We start from the raw sequence: 14,525 nt of genomic DNA, 5'->3' as shown, positions 1-14,525 counted from the left end.
GGGAGATGACCGGTCGCGCGGCCGCGACTCATCGCGTCAGGCGGTGTGCACCACGTGGAAGGCCTCGGCGGCCCGGCCGGCGGGCAGGCCGAACCGCTCCGCCGTCTGCCGCATCCAGGCGGTGACGAAGCCGTCGAGGTCGTCCAGATGGCTCACCTGGGTGACGTGGCGCCGGAGCGCGGCCAGCTTCCGGTCGAGCGCGTCGGTGACGTCGACGGCGTGGTCGGCGCGCGGGCTGGCGCCGAGCCACACCTCCGCGACGGTCCACGCGTCCAGCCCCTCGTCGGTCAGCAGCTCGGGGAAGGCGAACGGGTTGCGGGCGTCGGGGTAGACCGCGCGCAGCGTCGACTCGCCCACGGTCATGTGGTCGGGGTGGCTCGCGCCGATCCGCTCCCAGAAGCGCTCCGGCGAGCTGGTCAGCACCCGCTGGGGCCGCACCTGCCGGATGACCCGGCTGATGTCCCGGCGCAGGTCGAGGGTGAGCTCCAGCCGGCCGTCCGGGTAGCCGAGGAAGCGGACGTCGGTGACGCCGACCTCCGCGGCCGCCGCGACCTGCTCGGCCCGGCGCAGCGGCCCCATCCGCTCCCGCGGCGTCTCGTCGAACCCGCCCGCGTCGCCGTCGGTGACGATCAGGTAGGTGACCTCCGTGCCGGCGGCGGTCCAGGTGGCGACCGTCCCGGCGCTGCCGAAGTCCACGTCGTCGGGGTGGGCGAGCACGCAGAGAGCGCGCTCGACGTGGTCGGCGGGCCGGGTCGGCAGCGGGGAGGTCACCCGGCGGAGCCTACGGAGAGCCCGCGGAGCTTGTCCGGGTTGCGCACGACCAGCAGCTGCTCGATCCGCCCGTCGGTGACGACCGGCGAGATGGCCAGCAGCGGCGTTCCACCCGCCCACGCAGCGATGCCCGCGGCGCCGTTGACGTCGACGACCTCGATCCTCAGGTCTGGCAGCGCCGCGCCCTGCGCGACGATCCCTAGCAGGAAGCGCGCCACCTTGTCCGCGCCGGTGACCGGCCGCAACGCCGCCTTCACCTTGCCGCCCCCGTCGCTCACCAGGACGACGTCCGGCGCGAGGGCGGCGAGCAGCGCCTCGACGTCCCCACCGGCGCAGGCCGCGAAAAACCGCTCGGTCACCTCCTGCTGCGACCGGCGGTCGGCGGCGAACCGGGGACGGCGTGCCCGCACGTGCTCGCGGGCGCGGTGGGCGGTCTGGCGGACCGCGGCCTCGGACCGGCCCAGCGCCGCCGCCACCTCGGCGACCGGCAGGCCGAAGACCTCGCGGAGCACGAAGACCGCGCGCTCGGCGGGGGAGAGGCTCTCCAGCACCACGAGCAGGGCGAGGCCGACCTGCTCGCCGAGTTCCGCGGATCCGGTCGGGTCGGTGGGTGCGGGCGCGGCCGCCACCGGGGCGGCGCCGGTGAGCAGCGGCTCGGGCAGCCACGGCCCCACGTAGCTCTCCCGGCGGGCCCGGGCCGAGCCCAGCCGGTCCAGCGCCAGCCGGGTGGTGATCCGCACCAGGTAGGCCCGCGCGTCGGCCACCTCGCCCCGGTCGGCCGCCGACCAGCGCAGCCAGGCGTCCTGCACGACGTCCTCGGCGTCGGCGACGCTGCCGAGCATCTGGTAGGCCACCGAGAACAGCAGCCCCCGGTGCCGGTCGAACGGGGCGAGGGGCGCGGTCACGCGGGGAGCTCGCAGCGGTCCGAGAAGCCCTGGCTGGTGAGGCCCAGTGCGCTGTTGAACCGGGACCGCGAGTTCTCCACGGAGATCATCATCGTCAGCTCGACGAGCTCGGCGTCGTCGAGGTGGCGGCGCAGACCGGCGACCATCTCGTCGGTGACCTGCACCGGGGTCGTCGTCATCGCCTCCCCGTAGGCGAGCACCTGCCGCTCGAGGTCGGTGTAGACGTCGCTGTCGCGCCACCGCGGGACGTCCCGGAGCTTCGCCGGGTCGACCCCGTCCTGCGTGCTCCCCCAGTAGCCGAAGTCCAGGCACCAGGAGCAGCCGATCGTCGCGGCCGACGACATGACCGCCAGCGCCTTGAGCGTGGGGTCCAGGCGGTTCCAGCGGGCCACCGACTGCTCGTGCCGGACGTAGGCGCGCAGCACGCGGCCGTGGTGCGCCATCGCCGCGCCAGGGTCCAGGACGACGCCGAAGCGGCGGCGGGAGTACCACTCGGCGAGGCGGACGAGCGGGGTGCGGGGCGGGTCGAGCGGGATGCGGGCCATGGTCGTTCCTCTCCACGGGGACGGGTGCCCATGGAGACGACGCAGCCGGCCGGGATGTGACACCGGGGCGCCGTCGACCGCGCCGCCGGCATCCCGCAGACTCGCCGTCGTGCCCGCCTTCACGCTCTCGGTCGCCCTCCGGTCCTCCGCCCCGCTGGACGACGCCAGGGTCGACGAGCTCCGGGCCGCCCTCGCCCCGGGCGACCCCGAGCTGCGGCTGTGGCGGGAACCCGACCGGGCGGTGCTGCGGGTGGCGACGGAGCGGGAGGCCGCAGACCTCGACGCCGCGCTGGTGCTGGGCATGCAGCTCGCCGACGAGGCGAACGAGGCCTGCCCGGGGCGGGTGTTCGAGGTCGCGGCGATGGGCGACGACGACTCGCAGGTCTGGCGCAGCGGCCCCTAGGCCCCCGTCGAGCCCCTCACCCCTCGCGCGCGAGGGGTGAGGAGGACGGCGGCCTCCTTGCAGGGGCCCGCGGCGAGCCTGCGAGCGGTGGGGGGCAAGGAGGTCCTTCTAGAGCCGGCCGCGGCCCTGGCGCAGCAGCATCATGCCCAGGTCGGCACCGCCGGGCCCCAGCGCCGAGCGGAACCGGGACAGGACCTGCTGCTCGCGGGAGAGCGAGAGCCGGGTTCCGCCGGAGGCAGCGCGCAGCGCGCCGATCTCCTGGCTGATCCGCAGCCGGCGGCGGACGAGCTCGATGATCTCGGCGTCGCAGGCGTCGATCGCGCTGCGGAGCGCACCGATCCGTTCGGCCGGGTCGGCGGGAGCGGTCGGGCCGGCGGGGGAGGAGGCGGTGAGCGTGTTCATCGGATGTCCTTCGCGGTGGCTGGACCTGGACCCGGGAAAAGAAAAAACGCCCCGGGCTCCTCGGGCCCGGGGCGTCGATTGCGGCATGTGCTCAGCCAGCGGTGACGGACACCGGATCCCGGTGGCCGTAGGAAAAGCGGACCGTGGCGAACACGAGCGGGAGTGTGCCACAGCCGCGCGGCCGGAGGTAGACGCGGTCGCCCGGGGCGGGTGGTGCGGCTGGTCCCCGGGCCCGGCGGAACGGTCACCCGTCCGGCTTACAGTGGCGGTCTCATGAGCAGCAGCCTCCAGCAGTCCCTCCCCGGCACCGCCGCCCTGCAGCGCTCCGCTCCCGGCTCGCTCGGGCGGGAGCTGGACCGGATGCTGGCGGGGCTCAACGGCCCGCAGCGCGACGCCGTCGTCCACGAGGGCAGCCCGCTGCTCATCGTCGCCGGCGCCGGGTCGGGCAAGACCCGGGTGCTCACCCACCGGATCGCCTACCTGCTCGGCGCGCGCGGGGTGCAGCCGGGCGAAATCCTCGCGATCACCTTCACCAACAAGGCCGCCGGTGAGATGAAGGAGCGGGTCGCCGCACTGGTCGGACCGCGGGCGCGGTCGATGTGGGTGTCGACCTTCCACTCGATGTGCGTGCGCATCCTGCGGGCCGAGGCCGCCAAGCTCGGAATGAAGTCCTCGTTCACGATCTACGACCAGGGCGACTCCATCCGGCTGATGACGATGGTCGCGCGCGACCTGGACCTCGATGCGAAGCGCTATCCCGGCCGCAGCCTGGCCAACCAGGTGTCCAACCTGAAGAACGAGCTCGTCGACGAGGAGTCGTTCAGCCCCCAGACGGCGCCGGAAAAGGTGCTGAAGGAGGCGTACACGCTCTACCAGCGGCGGCTGCGCGAGGCGCACGCCATGGACTTCGACGACCTGATCATGACGACGGTCCACCTGCTGCAGGCGTTCCCCGACGTCGCCGAGCACTACCGCCGCCGGTTCCGGCACGTGCTGGTCGACGAGTACCAGGACACCAACCACGCCCAGTACATGCTCGTGCGCGAGCTGACCGGCACGGGCGAGGGGCCGGTGCCGCAGGCCGAGCTGTGCGTCGTCGGTGACGCCGACCAGTCGATCTACGCGTTCCGCGGCGCGACGATCCGCAACATCGACGAGTTCGAGCGCGACTACCCGCAGGCGACCACGATCCTGCTGGAGCAGAACTACCGCTCCACCCAGCGGATCCTCAAGGCCGCGAACACGGTCATCGCCAAGAACACCGGCCGCCGGCCGAAGAACCTGTGGACCGACTCCGGCGACGGCGAGCTGATCGAGGGCTACGTCGCCGACAACGAGCACGACGAGGCGGCGTGGGTCGCCGAGCAGATCGACGCCCTGGTCGACGAGGGCGCGTTCCAGCCGAAGGACATCGCGGTCTTCTACCGCACGAACAACGCCTCCCGCGTGTTCGAAGAGGTCTTCATCCGCGTCGGCATGCCGTACAAGGTCGTCGGCGGGGTCCGGTTCTACGAGCGCAAGGAGGTCCGCGACGCGCTGGCCTACCTGAAGCTGGTCGCCAACCCGGCCGACGTGGTCAGCCTGCGCCGCATCATCAACGTGCCCAAGCGGGGGATCGGCGACAAGGCCGAGTCCTGCATCGAGTCGTTCGCCGACCGGGAGCGGATCGCGTTCGGGTCGGCCCTGCGGCGCTGCGCCGAGGTGCCCGACCTGGCCACCCGCTCGCTCAAGGCGCTGCAGGAGTTCGTGGCGCTGCTCGAGGAGTTCGAGCAGCTCGTCGAGACCGGCTCGGGCCCGGCTGCGCTGCTGGAGAGCATCCTCGACCGCACCGGCTACCTCGCCGAACTGCAGGCCAGCACCGATCCGCAGGACGAGGGCCGCGTCGACAACCTCAACGAGCTCATCTCGGTCGCCGCGGAGTTCGAGGCCGCCAATCCGGGTGGCTCGGTCACCGACTTCCTGGAGCAGGTGTCGCTGGTCGCCGACGCCGACCAGATCCCGGTCTCGGGTGACGAGGCCGGCGTGGTCACGCTGATGACCCTGCACACCGCGAAGGGGCTGGAGTTCCCGGTCGTCTTCCTCACCGGCATGGAGGACGGCGTCTTCCCGCACCTGCGCGCGCTCGGTGACCCGCGGGAGCTGGAGGAGGAGCGCCGGCTGGCGTACGTGGGCATCACCCGGGCGCGCCAGCGGCTGTTCATCTCGCGGGCGACGGTGCGCACCAGCTGGGGGCAGCCGGCCTACAACCCGCCGTCCCGGTTCCTCGACGAGATCCCGGCCGAGACCATCCACTGGGAACGCACCGACCCGGTGCCCGCCCCGTCGACCGGCTACAAGTCGGCGCAGACGCGGGTGGCCGCCACCGGCCTGTCCACCGGTGGTCTGCGCGGCGGGGCCGGCAACCGGCAGGTGATCAGCGTCGAGGTCGGCGACCGGGTCAGCCACGACGCCTTCGGGCTCGGCACGGTAGTGGAGGTGACCGGCGTGGGGGACAAGGCCCAGGCCACGGTCGACTTCGGTTCCGGCGGCACCAAGCGCCTCGTCCTCCGCTACGCCCCCCTCGTGAAGCTGTAGCCCGAGGAGCGGGGCCCGAAGGGTCCCCGACGAGGGCTGGAAGCCGCGGCACCGACAGGGGACGGCACGGAGCTGCGCCCCACGACGCGCGCCGCGTGCGACGTGACCGGAGGAGCGGGCCCGAAGGGCCCTCGACGAGGGTCAGGACGCGCTCAATGCATCAGGGGACGGCACGTGGCCGCGGTGTCGCCCGGAGGGCGACGGATCAGGGAGTCGCGGTGTCGGCCGGAGGCCGACGGATCACACGCTCGCCCCGCGCTCGGCCAGCCAGGCCCGGGGGTCGATCGGTCGCCCGTCCATCCCGCCGCGGTGGATCTCGTAGTGCAGGTGCGGCCCGGTCGACTGGCCCTCGTTGCCGATCTTGGCGATCTGCTCCCCGGCGGTGACGATGTCGCCGGCGGAGACGCTGTAGTAGCGCATGTGCCCGTAGATGTGCACGTTGCCGTCGGCATCCTGGATGTAGACGGCGTTGCCGTACCCCGAGGCGCGTCCGGCCCGCACGACGACGCCGTCGGTGGCGGCGACGATGGGCGTGCCGAGCGGCGCCGCCAGGTCCAGGCCGTAGTGCATGGTGCCCCAGCGGCGGCAGAAGCAGGTGGTGAGCGTGCCCTGCGTCGGGGCCACGATCTTGGGCTGCCGGGCGGCGCGGGAGGCGGCGAGCTCGCTGAGCCGCGCCTGGGCCTCGGCCTCGGTGATGCCGCGCCGGGCGTCGGCGCCCTCGAGGCCGCCGGCGAAGCTCACTTCGGTGCTGACGCCGAGGCCGTAGTCGGAAGCGGAGGCGGAGACGTCCGCGCGGTCCCCGGTCGCGGCCGGGATCCCGGCGAGGACGGCGCCGGCGACCAGGGCGGCGAGCCAGAGGGGGGCGCGACGGCCCGGCGGGTGCGGCAGCCGGCGGCGGACGCGTGGCTCGGCCGAGGTCGTGGGCTCGGCGGGCGGCGGCGTCGGGGCCGGCGCGCGCACGGGGCCCTCGACGGCGGCGCGCGGCCGGGGCACCACGGCGACGTCGGCGCGTGGTCCCTCCAGCACCTGTGCACTGCTGCGAGACACGGCGAACCTTCCCGGACTGCCTGGCCGGCGAGCGCTCGCTGAGCGTTCGTCGGGGGAGCGACGACGGCGAGGACACCGTCAGTGGCGTCCGCCGGCCGTGCCGGCGCCGTGATCGGACCGTAACGATCCGTGAGTGGGCGACCAAGCACCGAACGTTGCGTGTCGCGATGTGTGCACGTCGTCTCGTCGACGGGTCGACTCGGCGCGCCTCCCCGGGGCCGGTCGGCTCAGGCGACCGCGGCCACCGGTGCGCCGTGCGCAGTGGGCTCGGCGACGCCGGCGAGGGTGGCGGCCACCTCGTCCAGGACGCCGCGGTGGATGGGCAGCGACATGTGCCCGACGCCCCGGAACAGCACGTTGCGGGCGCCGAGGTCGGGGTGGTCGCAGCGCCCCGAGTGCGTGGGCAGCACCACCTGGTCCAGGTCGCTGTACACGGCCGTGACGCGGGTCCGGCAGGCCGGCGCAGGGTGGTCCAGTTCCTGCAGCAGCGGCGAGCCGGGACGCAGTTGGCGCACCAGCGGCGTGGGCAGCACGTGGGCCAGGATCGAGCCCCGGTGCGGCGTGCCCAGGGTCACGAGCGTGTCGACCCGGCGGTCGCCACCCTGCCGCTGGACGTGGTACCGGGCGATCAGCCCACCGAGGCTGTGCCCGACGACGTGCACCCGGTCGTAGCCGGTCTGCTCGCAGATCCGCTCGATGTGCTCGCCCAGGTCGGCGGCACCGCGCGTGACGTCGGTGAGGAAAGGGCTGTAGTTCCACGAGCAGACGGCGGCGAACCCGCGCCGGCGCAGGCTCCGCCGCATGACGGCGAAGACCGAGCGGTTGTCGATCAGCCCGTGCACGAGCAGCACCGGGGTGCGGGCCGCCAGCGGATCGGTGGCGAACAGGGCCCGCGCGGCGGGGGGCTGGGCATCGGTCCGCCGGCACGGGTCGGGGCGGAACTGCTCCATCCGGGTGCCCAGCGGGTACAGCAGGGCATGGGCACCGACCCAGGCCAGCTCGGTGAGGCCGCCGACGATCCCGGCGGGCGAGCAGAGCGCGCGCAGTCCTCGTGGCGTGGCGTCGGCGTCGTCCGCGGTGTGCCACTCTGGACCAGGGCCCAGCTCGCTCGATGGGCGCATGGCTGCCCTCCCGTTGGAGCCTCCGGCGGAGCACGGCTCGTGCCCGTCCCGCCGACCGGCGGTGCTCGGGTGTGTGTGCTCCGTTCACCGCACGGTAATGCGGGGGTGTGTCGGTCGTCACATGAAAGTCACCGACGAGCCGTCGATCGAGTCCGGTTCGTGACATGCAGCAGAGGGGGAGACGTGTCCACCCGCGACGATCGCGCCCGGGCAGGCCGGACCAGGGGCGCCGCCCGCAGAGGGCCCGCAGGGGCGTCGGCGGCCACGCCGCCGGCGGCCGACGGGGACCGGGTGGTCGTCGGTACCGTGCCGCCCTCGGTGCGGCTCTGCGGACTGCTGCTCGTGCTCGCCGGCCTGGCCGGCGTGCTCGCCGCCGTGCCGACCTACCTCGTCGTCGGTGGAGAGGAGCTGCGCCAGGTGCGGGGGTTCGGCGGTGCGCTCGCGACCCTCCTCGTGCCCGCCGTCCACCTTGCGGTGGGGGTCACGCTGCTCCGCCGCGCCGTTCCGAAGTTCGGGCTGGCCTACGCCGCCGTGGCCGGTGCGCTGTCGGTGGGGGAGCTGCTCATCGAGCTCTACCGGGGGAGCAGTTCGACGGCCCGACCCGGCGTGGAGGTGCTGGCGGGCGAGCGGGTGCTGACCAGCGGCGTCCAGATCGGCGCCGGCTGGGTGCTGGGCATCGTCGCGCTCGTCCTGACCGTGCTGGCCGGCGCCGTCGCCGTGGCGGCCTGGGGCCGGACCGTGATGGAGGACCGCGGACCGCTGGAGCCGATCCGCTCCGTGCTGGCGGGGGCCGCGGTGCTGCTGGGGGTGGTGGCCGTCCTCTGCCTGGCGCTGCCGCCGGCCGATGTGCCCCAGGAGCTGCGCATCGACCCCGTGACCGGCATGCGGGTCGTCGTGACGCAGGAGGGGCCGCAGGCGCTGCTCGAGCGGCCGGGGCTCGCGCTGCTCGGTGGGCTGCTGCTGGCCGGTGCGCTGCTGCTCTGCGCGGTCGTCGCACCGTCGCTGCGGCCCCGGCTGGGAGCGGTCGGGGGGCTGCTCGCCGTCGCCGTCACCGTGCTCGGTGCGGGGCTGGAGGGCCTGCGGGACGCCGTCTCGTCCGACGAACTGGTCTGGACCGTTCCCGGCATCGGGCTGCTCGTCGCGGGGCTGGGTCTGCTCGGCCTGACGGCGGGCGCCTGGCGGGTGCGGCGCACCGGGACGTGACCCGCGCCACTGCGCCGGCGCGAGAGCTCCTAAGCTGCCTGCCGTGGTGGACGAACGCATCCGGGTGGTCATCGCAAAACCAGGGCTCGACGGGCACGACCGCGGGGCCAAGGTCGTCGCGCGGGCACTGCGCGACGCCGGGATGGAGGTCGTCTACACCGGCCTGCACCAGACGCCCGAGCAGATCGTCGAGACGGTCGTGCAGGAGGACGCCGACGCCGTGGGCCTGTCCGTCCTCTCCGGCGCGCACATGACGCTCTTCGCCCGGCTCGCGGAGCTGCTCCGGGAACGCGGTGTCGACGACGTGGTCGTCTTCGGTGGCGGCATCATCCCGGAGGAGGACGTGCCCGAGCTCCAGCGGCTCGGCGTCACCGGCATCTTCACGCCCGGGGCCACGACGACCGAGATCGTGGAGTGGGTGCGCAACCACGTGGGAGAGCCCGCAGGCGCCTGAGGGGCCTTCGGCGCTGTGACCAGCGCGAACGCGCGAGCAGCGTTGTGATGCAGACCACGTCCGACCCCCGTCCGGGCCGCCCGGGGCAGCGTTCCGGTGGCCAGCGGTCTACGGTGCCTTTCCGTGGATCTCTTCGAGTACCAGGCCCGTGACCTGTTGGCCTCGCACGGCGTCCCCGTGCTCCCCGGCGGCGTCGCCGAGACCCCCGAGCAGGCGGAGGCGATCGCCCGCGAGATCGGGCAGACCGTCGTCGTCAAGGCGCAGGTGAAGACCGGCGGCCGCGGCAAGGCCGGTGGCGTCAAGCTCGCCGACAACCCCGAGGACGCCAAGGCGCGCGCCCAGGACATCCTGGGGCTGGACATCAAGGGCCACATCACGCACCGCGTGATGGTGGCCCAGGCCAGCGACATCGCCGAGGAGTACTACTTCTCCTACCTGCTCGACCGCTCCAACCGCACCTTCCTGGCCATGGCCTCGAAGGAGGGCGGCGTGGAGATCGAGCAGCTGGCCGTCGAGCGTCCCGAAGCGCTGGCCCGCATCCCGATCGACGCCACGGTCGGCGTCGACAGCCAGAAGGCCGCCGAGATCGTCGACGCCGCCGGCTTCCCCGCCGAGGTGCGCGACCAGGTGATCGCCATCGCCGTCCAGCTGTGGGACACCTTCGCCAAGGAGGACGCCACGCTGGTCGAGGTCAACCCGCTCGCCAAGGCGCCCGACGGCACCGTCCTCGCCCTGGACGCGAAGGTCACCCTCGACGAGAACGCCGGCTTCCGGCACGCCGAGCACGCCGCGCTCGAGGACGCCGCCGCCGCCGACCCGCTCGAGGCCGCGGCGAAGGAGAAGGACCTCAACTACGTCAAGCTCGAGGGCGAGGTCGGGATCATCGGCAACGGTGCCGGCCTGGTCATGAGCACCCTGGACGTCGTCGCCTACGCCGGAGAGGAGTTCGGCGGGGTCAAGCCGGCCAACTTCCTGGACATCGGCGGTGGCGCCTCGGCCGAGGTCATGGCCAACGGCCTGGGGATCATCCTCTCCGACCCCGCCGTGAAGAGCGTCTTCGTCAACGTCTTCGGCGGGATCACCGCCTGCGACGCCGTCGCCAACGGCATCGTCGCCGCCCTGCAGCAGCTGGGCGACCAGGCCACCAAGCCGCTGGTGGTCCGCCTCGACGGCAACAACGTGGAAGAGGGTCGGCGGATCCTCGCCGAGGCCAACCACCCGCTCGTGACCGTGGTCGACACGATGGACGGCGCCGCGCGCCGGGCCGCCGAGCTCGCCGCCGCCTGAAGCCCTAGCGAACAGGACCTGTAGAGATGTCGATCTTCCTCAACGAGAACAGCAAGGTCATCGTCCAGGGCATGACCGGCTCCGAGGGCATGAAGCACACCTCGCGCATGCTCGCCTCCGGCACCGCGATCGTCGGGGGCGTGAACCCCCGCAAGGCCGGTACCAACGTCGACTTCGACGGCAGCAGCGTGCCGGTGTTCGGCTCGGTCGCCGACGCCATGAAGGAGACCGGCGCCGACGTCAGCGTCATCTTCGTGCCGCCGCCGTTCGCCAAGGGCGCCGTCATCGAGGCCGTGGACGCCCAGATCGGGCTCGCCGTGGTCATCACCGAGGGAATCCCGGTGCACGACTCGACCTACTTCTGGGCGCACGCCCAGGGCGGCTCGACGCGCATCATCGGCCCGAACTGCCCCGGGCTGATCAGCCCCGGGCGCAGCAACGCCGGCATCATCCCGGCCAACATCACCAAGCAGGGCAAGATCGGCCTGGTGTCGAAGTCGGGCACGCTCACCTACCAGATGATGTACGAGCTGCGTGACATCGGTTTCTCCACCGCGATCGGCATCGGTGGCGACCCGGTCATCGGAACCACGCACATCGACGCCCTCCAGGCCTTCCAGGACGACCCGGAGACCGAGGCGATCGTGATGATCGGCGAGATCGGCGGCGACGCCGAGGAGCGGGCCGCTGACTTCGTCAAGGCCAACGTCACCAAGCCGGTCGTCGGGTACGTCGCCGGCTTCACCGCGCCCGAGGGGAAGACCATGGGCCACGCCGGCGCCATCGTGTCCGGCTCGGCCGGTACCGCCCAGGCCAAGAAGGAGGCCCTCGAGGCCGCCGGTGTGCGCGTGGGCAAGACGCCGTCGGAGACGGCGCAGCTCATGCGGGAGATCGTCGGCTCCTGACCTCCCACGCCGCCACGCTGCCCGGTGACCGCTCTGGTCACCGGGCAGTGGTGCGTCCGGAGGGCGCCGGGTGGGTGGCAGCATGTCGTTGCGCGGGCCGCGTCCCGACCGCCACGATCGATGAGCACCTGATCCGTCCGGAGGAGATCCAGTGACCGCGAGCCAGCCCCCGCAGCCGCCCGAAGGCGGCCGACCTCCTGCGGGTGGCCAGTCACCCGAGGGGCTGGGTGAGGAGGCTCCGCGGACCGCGGAGGCCGGGGCGCAGGGAGGGGACCCGGGGCCGTACCAGCAGCCGCAGGGTGGACAGGCCCACGAACAGCCCGCCTACGGCCAGTTCCCGTACGGGCAGCAGCAATACGGCCAGCAGCAATACGGCCAGCAGCAGTACGGGCAGCCCCCGTACGGGCAGCCCGCCTACGGCCAGCAGTACGGGCAGCCCCCCTACGGGCAGCCCCCGTACGGCCAGCAGCAGTACGGGCAACCCCCCTACGGGCAGCCGGCCTACGGCCAGCAGTACGGGCAGCCCACGTACGGGCAGCCCCCGTACGGCCAGCCGCCGTACGGTGCGCCCCAGCAGCCCTACGGCCAGCCGGTCCACGGGGCTCCCGGCTACGGACCCCCGTTCGCCGGTCCCGGGTACCCGGGCGGCCGGCGACCGGGCGGCGCCGAGTTCTCCTTCGACCCCAAGCGGCTGGCCTGGACCGACTACGCCGTCGCGGGCGGGACGCTGCTGTACCTGCTCGTCGCCTTCCTGCCCTGGTGGCGGTTCGGCGACGCGACCTTCGGCGTGACGTTCAGCGGGCTGGAGGACGGCATGGTCCGCGCCGCCTTCGTGCTCCTGCTGCTGGCGACGACGTGGGCGGTCCTGCCGGCCTTCGTCCGGACGACGCTGAGCTTCCCGCGCTCCGCGGTGACCGCCGGCCTGGCCGGCCTCGGCCTGGTCCTCACCCTGTTCTCGTGGTTGGACACCCTGCGGTACGCCTTCTCGTTCTGGGCGCTGCTGGGCTTCCTGACCGCGGCCGCCGTCACCGCGCTCGCGGTGGTGGCGCTGCGGAGGGAGCTGCGCGAACGACCGGCGCGGCCGGCCACCTCGCACCCCGGCGGGCAGTGGGCCGGCCCGGGGGTCGGGCAGCCGTACCCCTACGCGCCGTACGGGCCGGGGCCGTATCCCTACCCGGGGCAGCAGGCCCCGCCCCCGTGGCCGCCGCATCCCGGCGCGGAGCAGGGTCCGGCCCCGGGACCCGCCGGCGGGCCCGGGGGGTCGACCGCCTCCGGCGAGCCCCCGGGCACTACGCAGAGCGAGCGCCCCGGCACGGACACCTGATCGGCGTTCCGGCGCGCCCCTTCCGGGACGGCCGGCTCCGGCGCGTGCGGCGGACATCCGCCGCGCTGGCTTGCGAGAGTGGAGGGGTGGTCGCCCTGCTCGCACGCCTGCCCTTCCGGCGGGACGACGGGTCGACCACGCGACCCGCGCCGCCGGCCTTCCTGGCGGCCCTCGCCGCGGCCGCCGTCACGGTCGCGGGGGTGGCCGGCCTCTGGCTGGCGCTGGTGGTCGTGCAGGCGCTGGACCCGGCCGGTGGCATGTCGGCGGGCGGATCGGCGTCCCTCGCCACCCGGCTGTGGCTGCTCGCGCACGGCGCCGAGCTCCGGCCGGCCTCCGGCGCGCTGGCGCTGGCGCCCTTGCTGCTGACCCTGCTGGCGGCCCGGGGCCTCTGGTGGGCCGGGCGGGTGGCCGTCCGGGTTCTGGACGACGACGCGTCGGCGCCGACGGTGGCCGGCGCGGCGTCCCTGGTCGTGCTCGTGCACCTCGCGGTCACCTGGCTGCTGGCGATGGTCGTGGACGACGCGACGGCGGGGATCGGCTGGCCGCGCACGCTGTCGGTCCCCGCCGGCCTGACCCTGGTCGCCGTCGGGTGGGGCGCGGGGCGGGAGTCCGGGCTGCTCGACGCCGGGCTGGACCGGTTGCCGGGTGTCGTCCGCCCGGTCCTCCGCGGAGTGCTCGCCGGGCTGCTCACCGCGCTCGCCCTGTCCCTCGTGGTCGTCGCCGTGGCGCTGGCCAGCGACGCGGGCGGCTACGCGGCTCTGTCGCGCGCGCTCGGCGGGGCGGGTGCGGGCGCCGTCGGGCTGCTGGGGCTGAGCGCGCTCTACCTGCCGAACGCGGGGATCGCCGTCCTCGGGCTGGCGGCCGGCCCCGGCTTCTCCGTGGGCACCGGCACGCTCGTGTCGGTGCACGGCGTCACGCTGGGCAGCGTGCCCGCCCTCCCGTTGCTCGCGGCGCTGCCCGACACGCAGGCGGTCCCGCTGGTCGCCTTCGTGTCCCAGGCGATCCCCGCCGTCGCGGGCCTGGTGGCCGGCAGCACCCTGGGCCGCTGGTTCACCGACCGGGACGGCGGCTCGGTGGTCGCCGGACTCGCCGGGCTGCTGGCCGGCTCCCTGCTCGGGCTGCTCACCGGGGTGCTCGCCTGGGCCGCGGGCGGCGCCCTCGGGAACGGCGCACTCGCGGTGATCGGTGCCCCGCCCGTGGCCACCGGCATCGCGATGGCCGCGCAGGCCGGGATCGCCGCGGCGCTCGCCGGCGCGGTGACCCGCTGGCGGGCGCTGGGCTGAAGCGGCCCCGTCGAGAGGCTCGCGCCGAGCCTGCGAGGCGTGAGGACGACGGGGTCCTTATAGGGTCGACGCCGTGCCCGCCGACGAGCCTCCTGCCCGGGCACGGGTCGTCGTCCTGCTGTCCGGCACCGGGTCGCTGTGCGCCGCCCTGCTGGACGCCACCGACGACCCCGCCTACCCGGCCGCCGTAGTGGGGGGGGGGGGGGGGGGGGGGGGGGGGGGGGGGGGGGGGGGGGGGGGGGGGGGGGGGGGGGGGGGGGGGTGGGGGGTGGGGCGCCGGGGGGGGCGGCCGCGCCGCGTA

The 14,525-nt window shown here is 74.3% G+C and carries 14 protein-coding genes; 8 read left to right on the top strand and 6 right to left on the bottom strand.

What is annotated here, in order from left to right:
• Window positions 1-36 precede the first annotated feature (36 nt).
• From ACI8AP_RS16200 to ACI8AP_RS16190, 3 genes are read right to left on the bottom strand one after another with little or no spacing between them, the layout of a single operon-like run.
• The gene (locus ACI8AP_RS16200; RefSeq protein WP_456590393.1) at window positions 37-771 is read right to left on the bottom strand and encodes a PIG-L deacetylase family protein; all 735 of its coding nucleotides are present in this window, start codon (window positions 769-771) and stop codon (window positions 37-39) included.
• Window positions 768-1,676, bottom strand: a complete 909-nt coding sequence (locus ACI8AP_RS16195; RefSeq protein ID WP_456590392.1) for an RNA polymerase sigma-70 factor — start codon at window positions 1,674-1,676, stop codon at window positions 768-770. Before ACI8AP_RS16195 ends, ACI8AP_RS16200 begins: the two co-directional genes overlap by 4 nt.
• Window positions 1,673-2,221: a carboxymuconolactone decarboxylase family protein gene (locus ACI8AP_RS16190; RefSeq protein WP_456590391.1), complete on the bottom strand. Its 549-nt coding sequence runs from the start codon at window positions 2,219-2,221 to the stop codon at window positions 1,673-1,675. The genes ACI8AP_RS16195 and ACI8AP_RS16190 overlap by 4 nt, the downstream gene beginning before the upstream one ends.
• A 109-nt stretch (window positions 2,222-2,330) precedes the next feature.
• On the opposite strand from ACI8AP_RS16190, the gene ACI8AP_RS16185 reads away from it, so the two are divergent.
• Window positions 2,331-2,624 carry a hypothetical protein gene (locus ACI8AP_RS16185; protein WP_456590390.1) on the top strand — a complete coding sequence of 98 codons (294 nt, stop codon included), beginning with the start codon at window positions 2,331-2,333 and terminating at the stop codon, window positions 2,622-2,624.
• A 108-nt stretch (window positions 2,625-2,732) separates the two neighbouring features.
• Here the strand turns inward: ACI8AP_RS16185 and ACI8AP_RS16180 are convergent, their stop codons facing one another.
• Window positions 2,733-3,026 carry a chorismate mutase gene (locus tag ACI8AP_RS16180; RefSeq protein WP_456590389.1) on the bottom strand — a complete coding sequence of 98 codons (294 nt, stop codon included), beginning with the start codon at window positions 3,024-3,026 and terminating at the stop codon, window positions 2,733-2,735.
• Between the two features lie 273 nt (window positions 3,027-3,299).
• Between ACI8AP_RS16180 and pcrA the strand changes: the two genes are divergently transcribed.
• Window positions 3,300-5,600: a DNA helicase PcrA gene (gene pcrA / locus ACI8AP_RS16175; RefSeq protein WP_456590388.1), complete on the top strand. Its 2,301-nt coding sequence runs from the start codon at window positions 3,300-3,302 to the stop codon at window positions 5,598-5,600.
• Between the two features lie 240 nt (window positions 5,601-5,840).
• Here pcrA and ACI8AP_RS16170 read toward each other — a convergent pair whose 3' ends face one another.
• Window positions 5,841-6,647, bottom strand: a complete 807-nt coding sequence (locus ACI8AP_RS16170; protein ID WP_456590387.1) for a M23 family metallopeptidase — start codon at window positions 6,645-6,647, stop codon at window positions 5,841-5,843.
• A gap of 227 nt (window positions 6,648-6,874) precedes the next feature.
• Entirely contained in the window at window positions 6,875-7,768 is an 894-nt protein-coding gene (locus ACI8AP_RS16165) for an esterase/lipase family protein (protein WP_456590386.1), read from the bottom strand.
• A gap of 318 nt (window positions 7,769-8,086) precedes the next feature.
• On the opposite strand from ACI8AP_RS16165, the gene ACI8AP_RS16160 reads away from it, so the two are divergent.
• From ACI8AP_RS16160 to ACI8AP_RS16135, 6 genes are all read left to right on the top strand, one after another.
• Window positions 8,087-8,971, top strand: a complete 885-nt coding sequence (locus ACI8AP_RS16160; RefSeq protein ID WP_456590385.1) for a hypothetical protein — start codon at window positions 8,087-8,089, stop codon at window positions 8,969-8,971.
• Window positions 8,972-9,014: 43 nt separating this feature from the next.
• On the top strand, window positions 9,015-9,425 hold the full coding sequence (locus ACI8AP_RS16155) for a cobalamin B12-binding domain-containing protein (RefSeq protein WP_456590384.1): 411 nt from the start codon (window positions 9,015-9,017) through the stop codon (window positions 9,423-9,425).
• Window positions 9,426-9,548: 123 nt separating this feature from the next.
• Window positions 9,549-10,712 (top strand): ADP-forming succinate--CoA ligase subunit beta, encoded by a 1,164-nt coding sequence (gene sucC, locus ACI8AP_RS16150; protein ID WP_456590383.1) that lies wholly within the window; start codon window positions 9,549-9,551, stop codon window positions 10,710-10,712.
• A gap of 26 nt (window positions 10,713-10,738) precedes the next feature.
• A complete protein-coding gene (gene sucD / locus ACI8AP_RS16145) occupies window positions 10,739-11,617 on the top strand; it encodes a succinate--CoA ligase subunit alpha (RefSeq protein WP_456590382.1) in 879 nt (292 codons plus the stop codon).
• A gap of 151 nt (window positions 11,618-11,768) precedes the next feature.
• Window positions 11,769-12,941, top strand: coding sequence for a hypothetical protein (locus tag ACI8AP_RS16140; protein ID WP_456590381.1), 1,173 nt, complete (start codon window positions 11,769-11,771; stop codon window positions 12,939-12,941).
• 86 nt (window positions 12,942-13,027) lie between these two features.
• Window positions 13,028-14,224, top strand: coding sequence for a cell division protein PerM (locus ACI8AP_RS16135; protein WP_456590380.1), 1,197 nt, complete (start codon window positions 13,028-13,030; stop codon window positions 14,222-14,224).
• The last annotated feature ends 301 nt before the right edge of the window (window positions 14,225-14,525 follow it).

The organism is Blastococcus sp. SYSU DS1021, assembly GCF_054050995.1.
The sequence above is the reverse complement of the archived record's forward strand: the minus strand, read 5'-3'. Positions and strand labels throughout refer to the sequence as shown.

Coding starts and splice junctions, on each gene's coding strand:
- pcrA (WP_456590388.1), top strand. CDS start 3,300: ATGAGCAGCAGCCTCCAGCAGTCCCTCCCCGGCACCGCCGCCCTGCAG.
- ACI8AP_RS16180 (WP_456590389.1), bottom strand. CDS start 3,026: ATGAACACGCTCACCGCCTCCTCCCCCGCCGGCCCGACCGCTCCCGCC.
- ACI8AP_RS16165 (WP_456590386.1), bottom strand. CDS start 7,768: ATGCGCCCATCGAGCGAGCTGGGCCCTGGTCCAGAGTGGCACACCGCG.
- sucD (WP_456590382.1), top strand. CDS start 10,739: ATGTCGATCTTCCTCAACGAGAACAGCAAGGTCATCGTCCAGGGCATG.
- ACI8AP_RS16190 (WP_456590391.1), bottom strand. CDS start 2,221: ATGGCCCGCATCCCGCTCGACCCGCCCCGCACCCCGCTCGTCCGCCTC.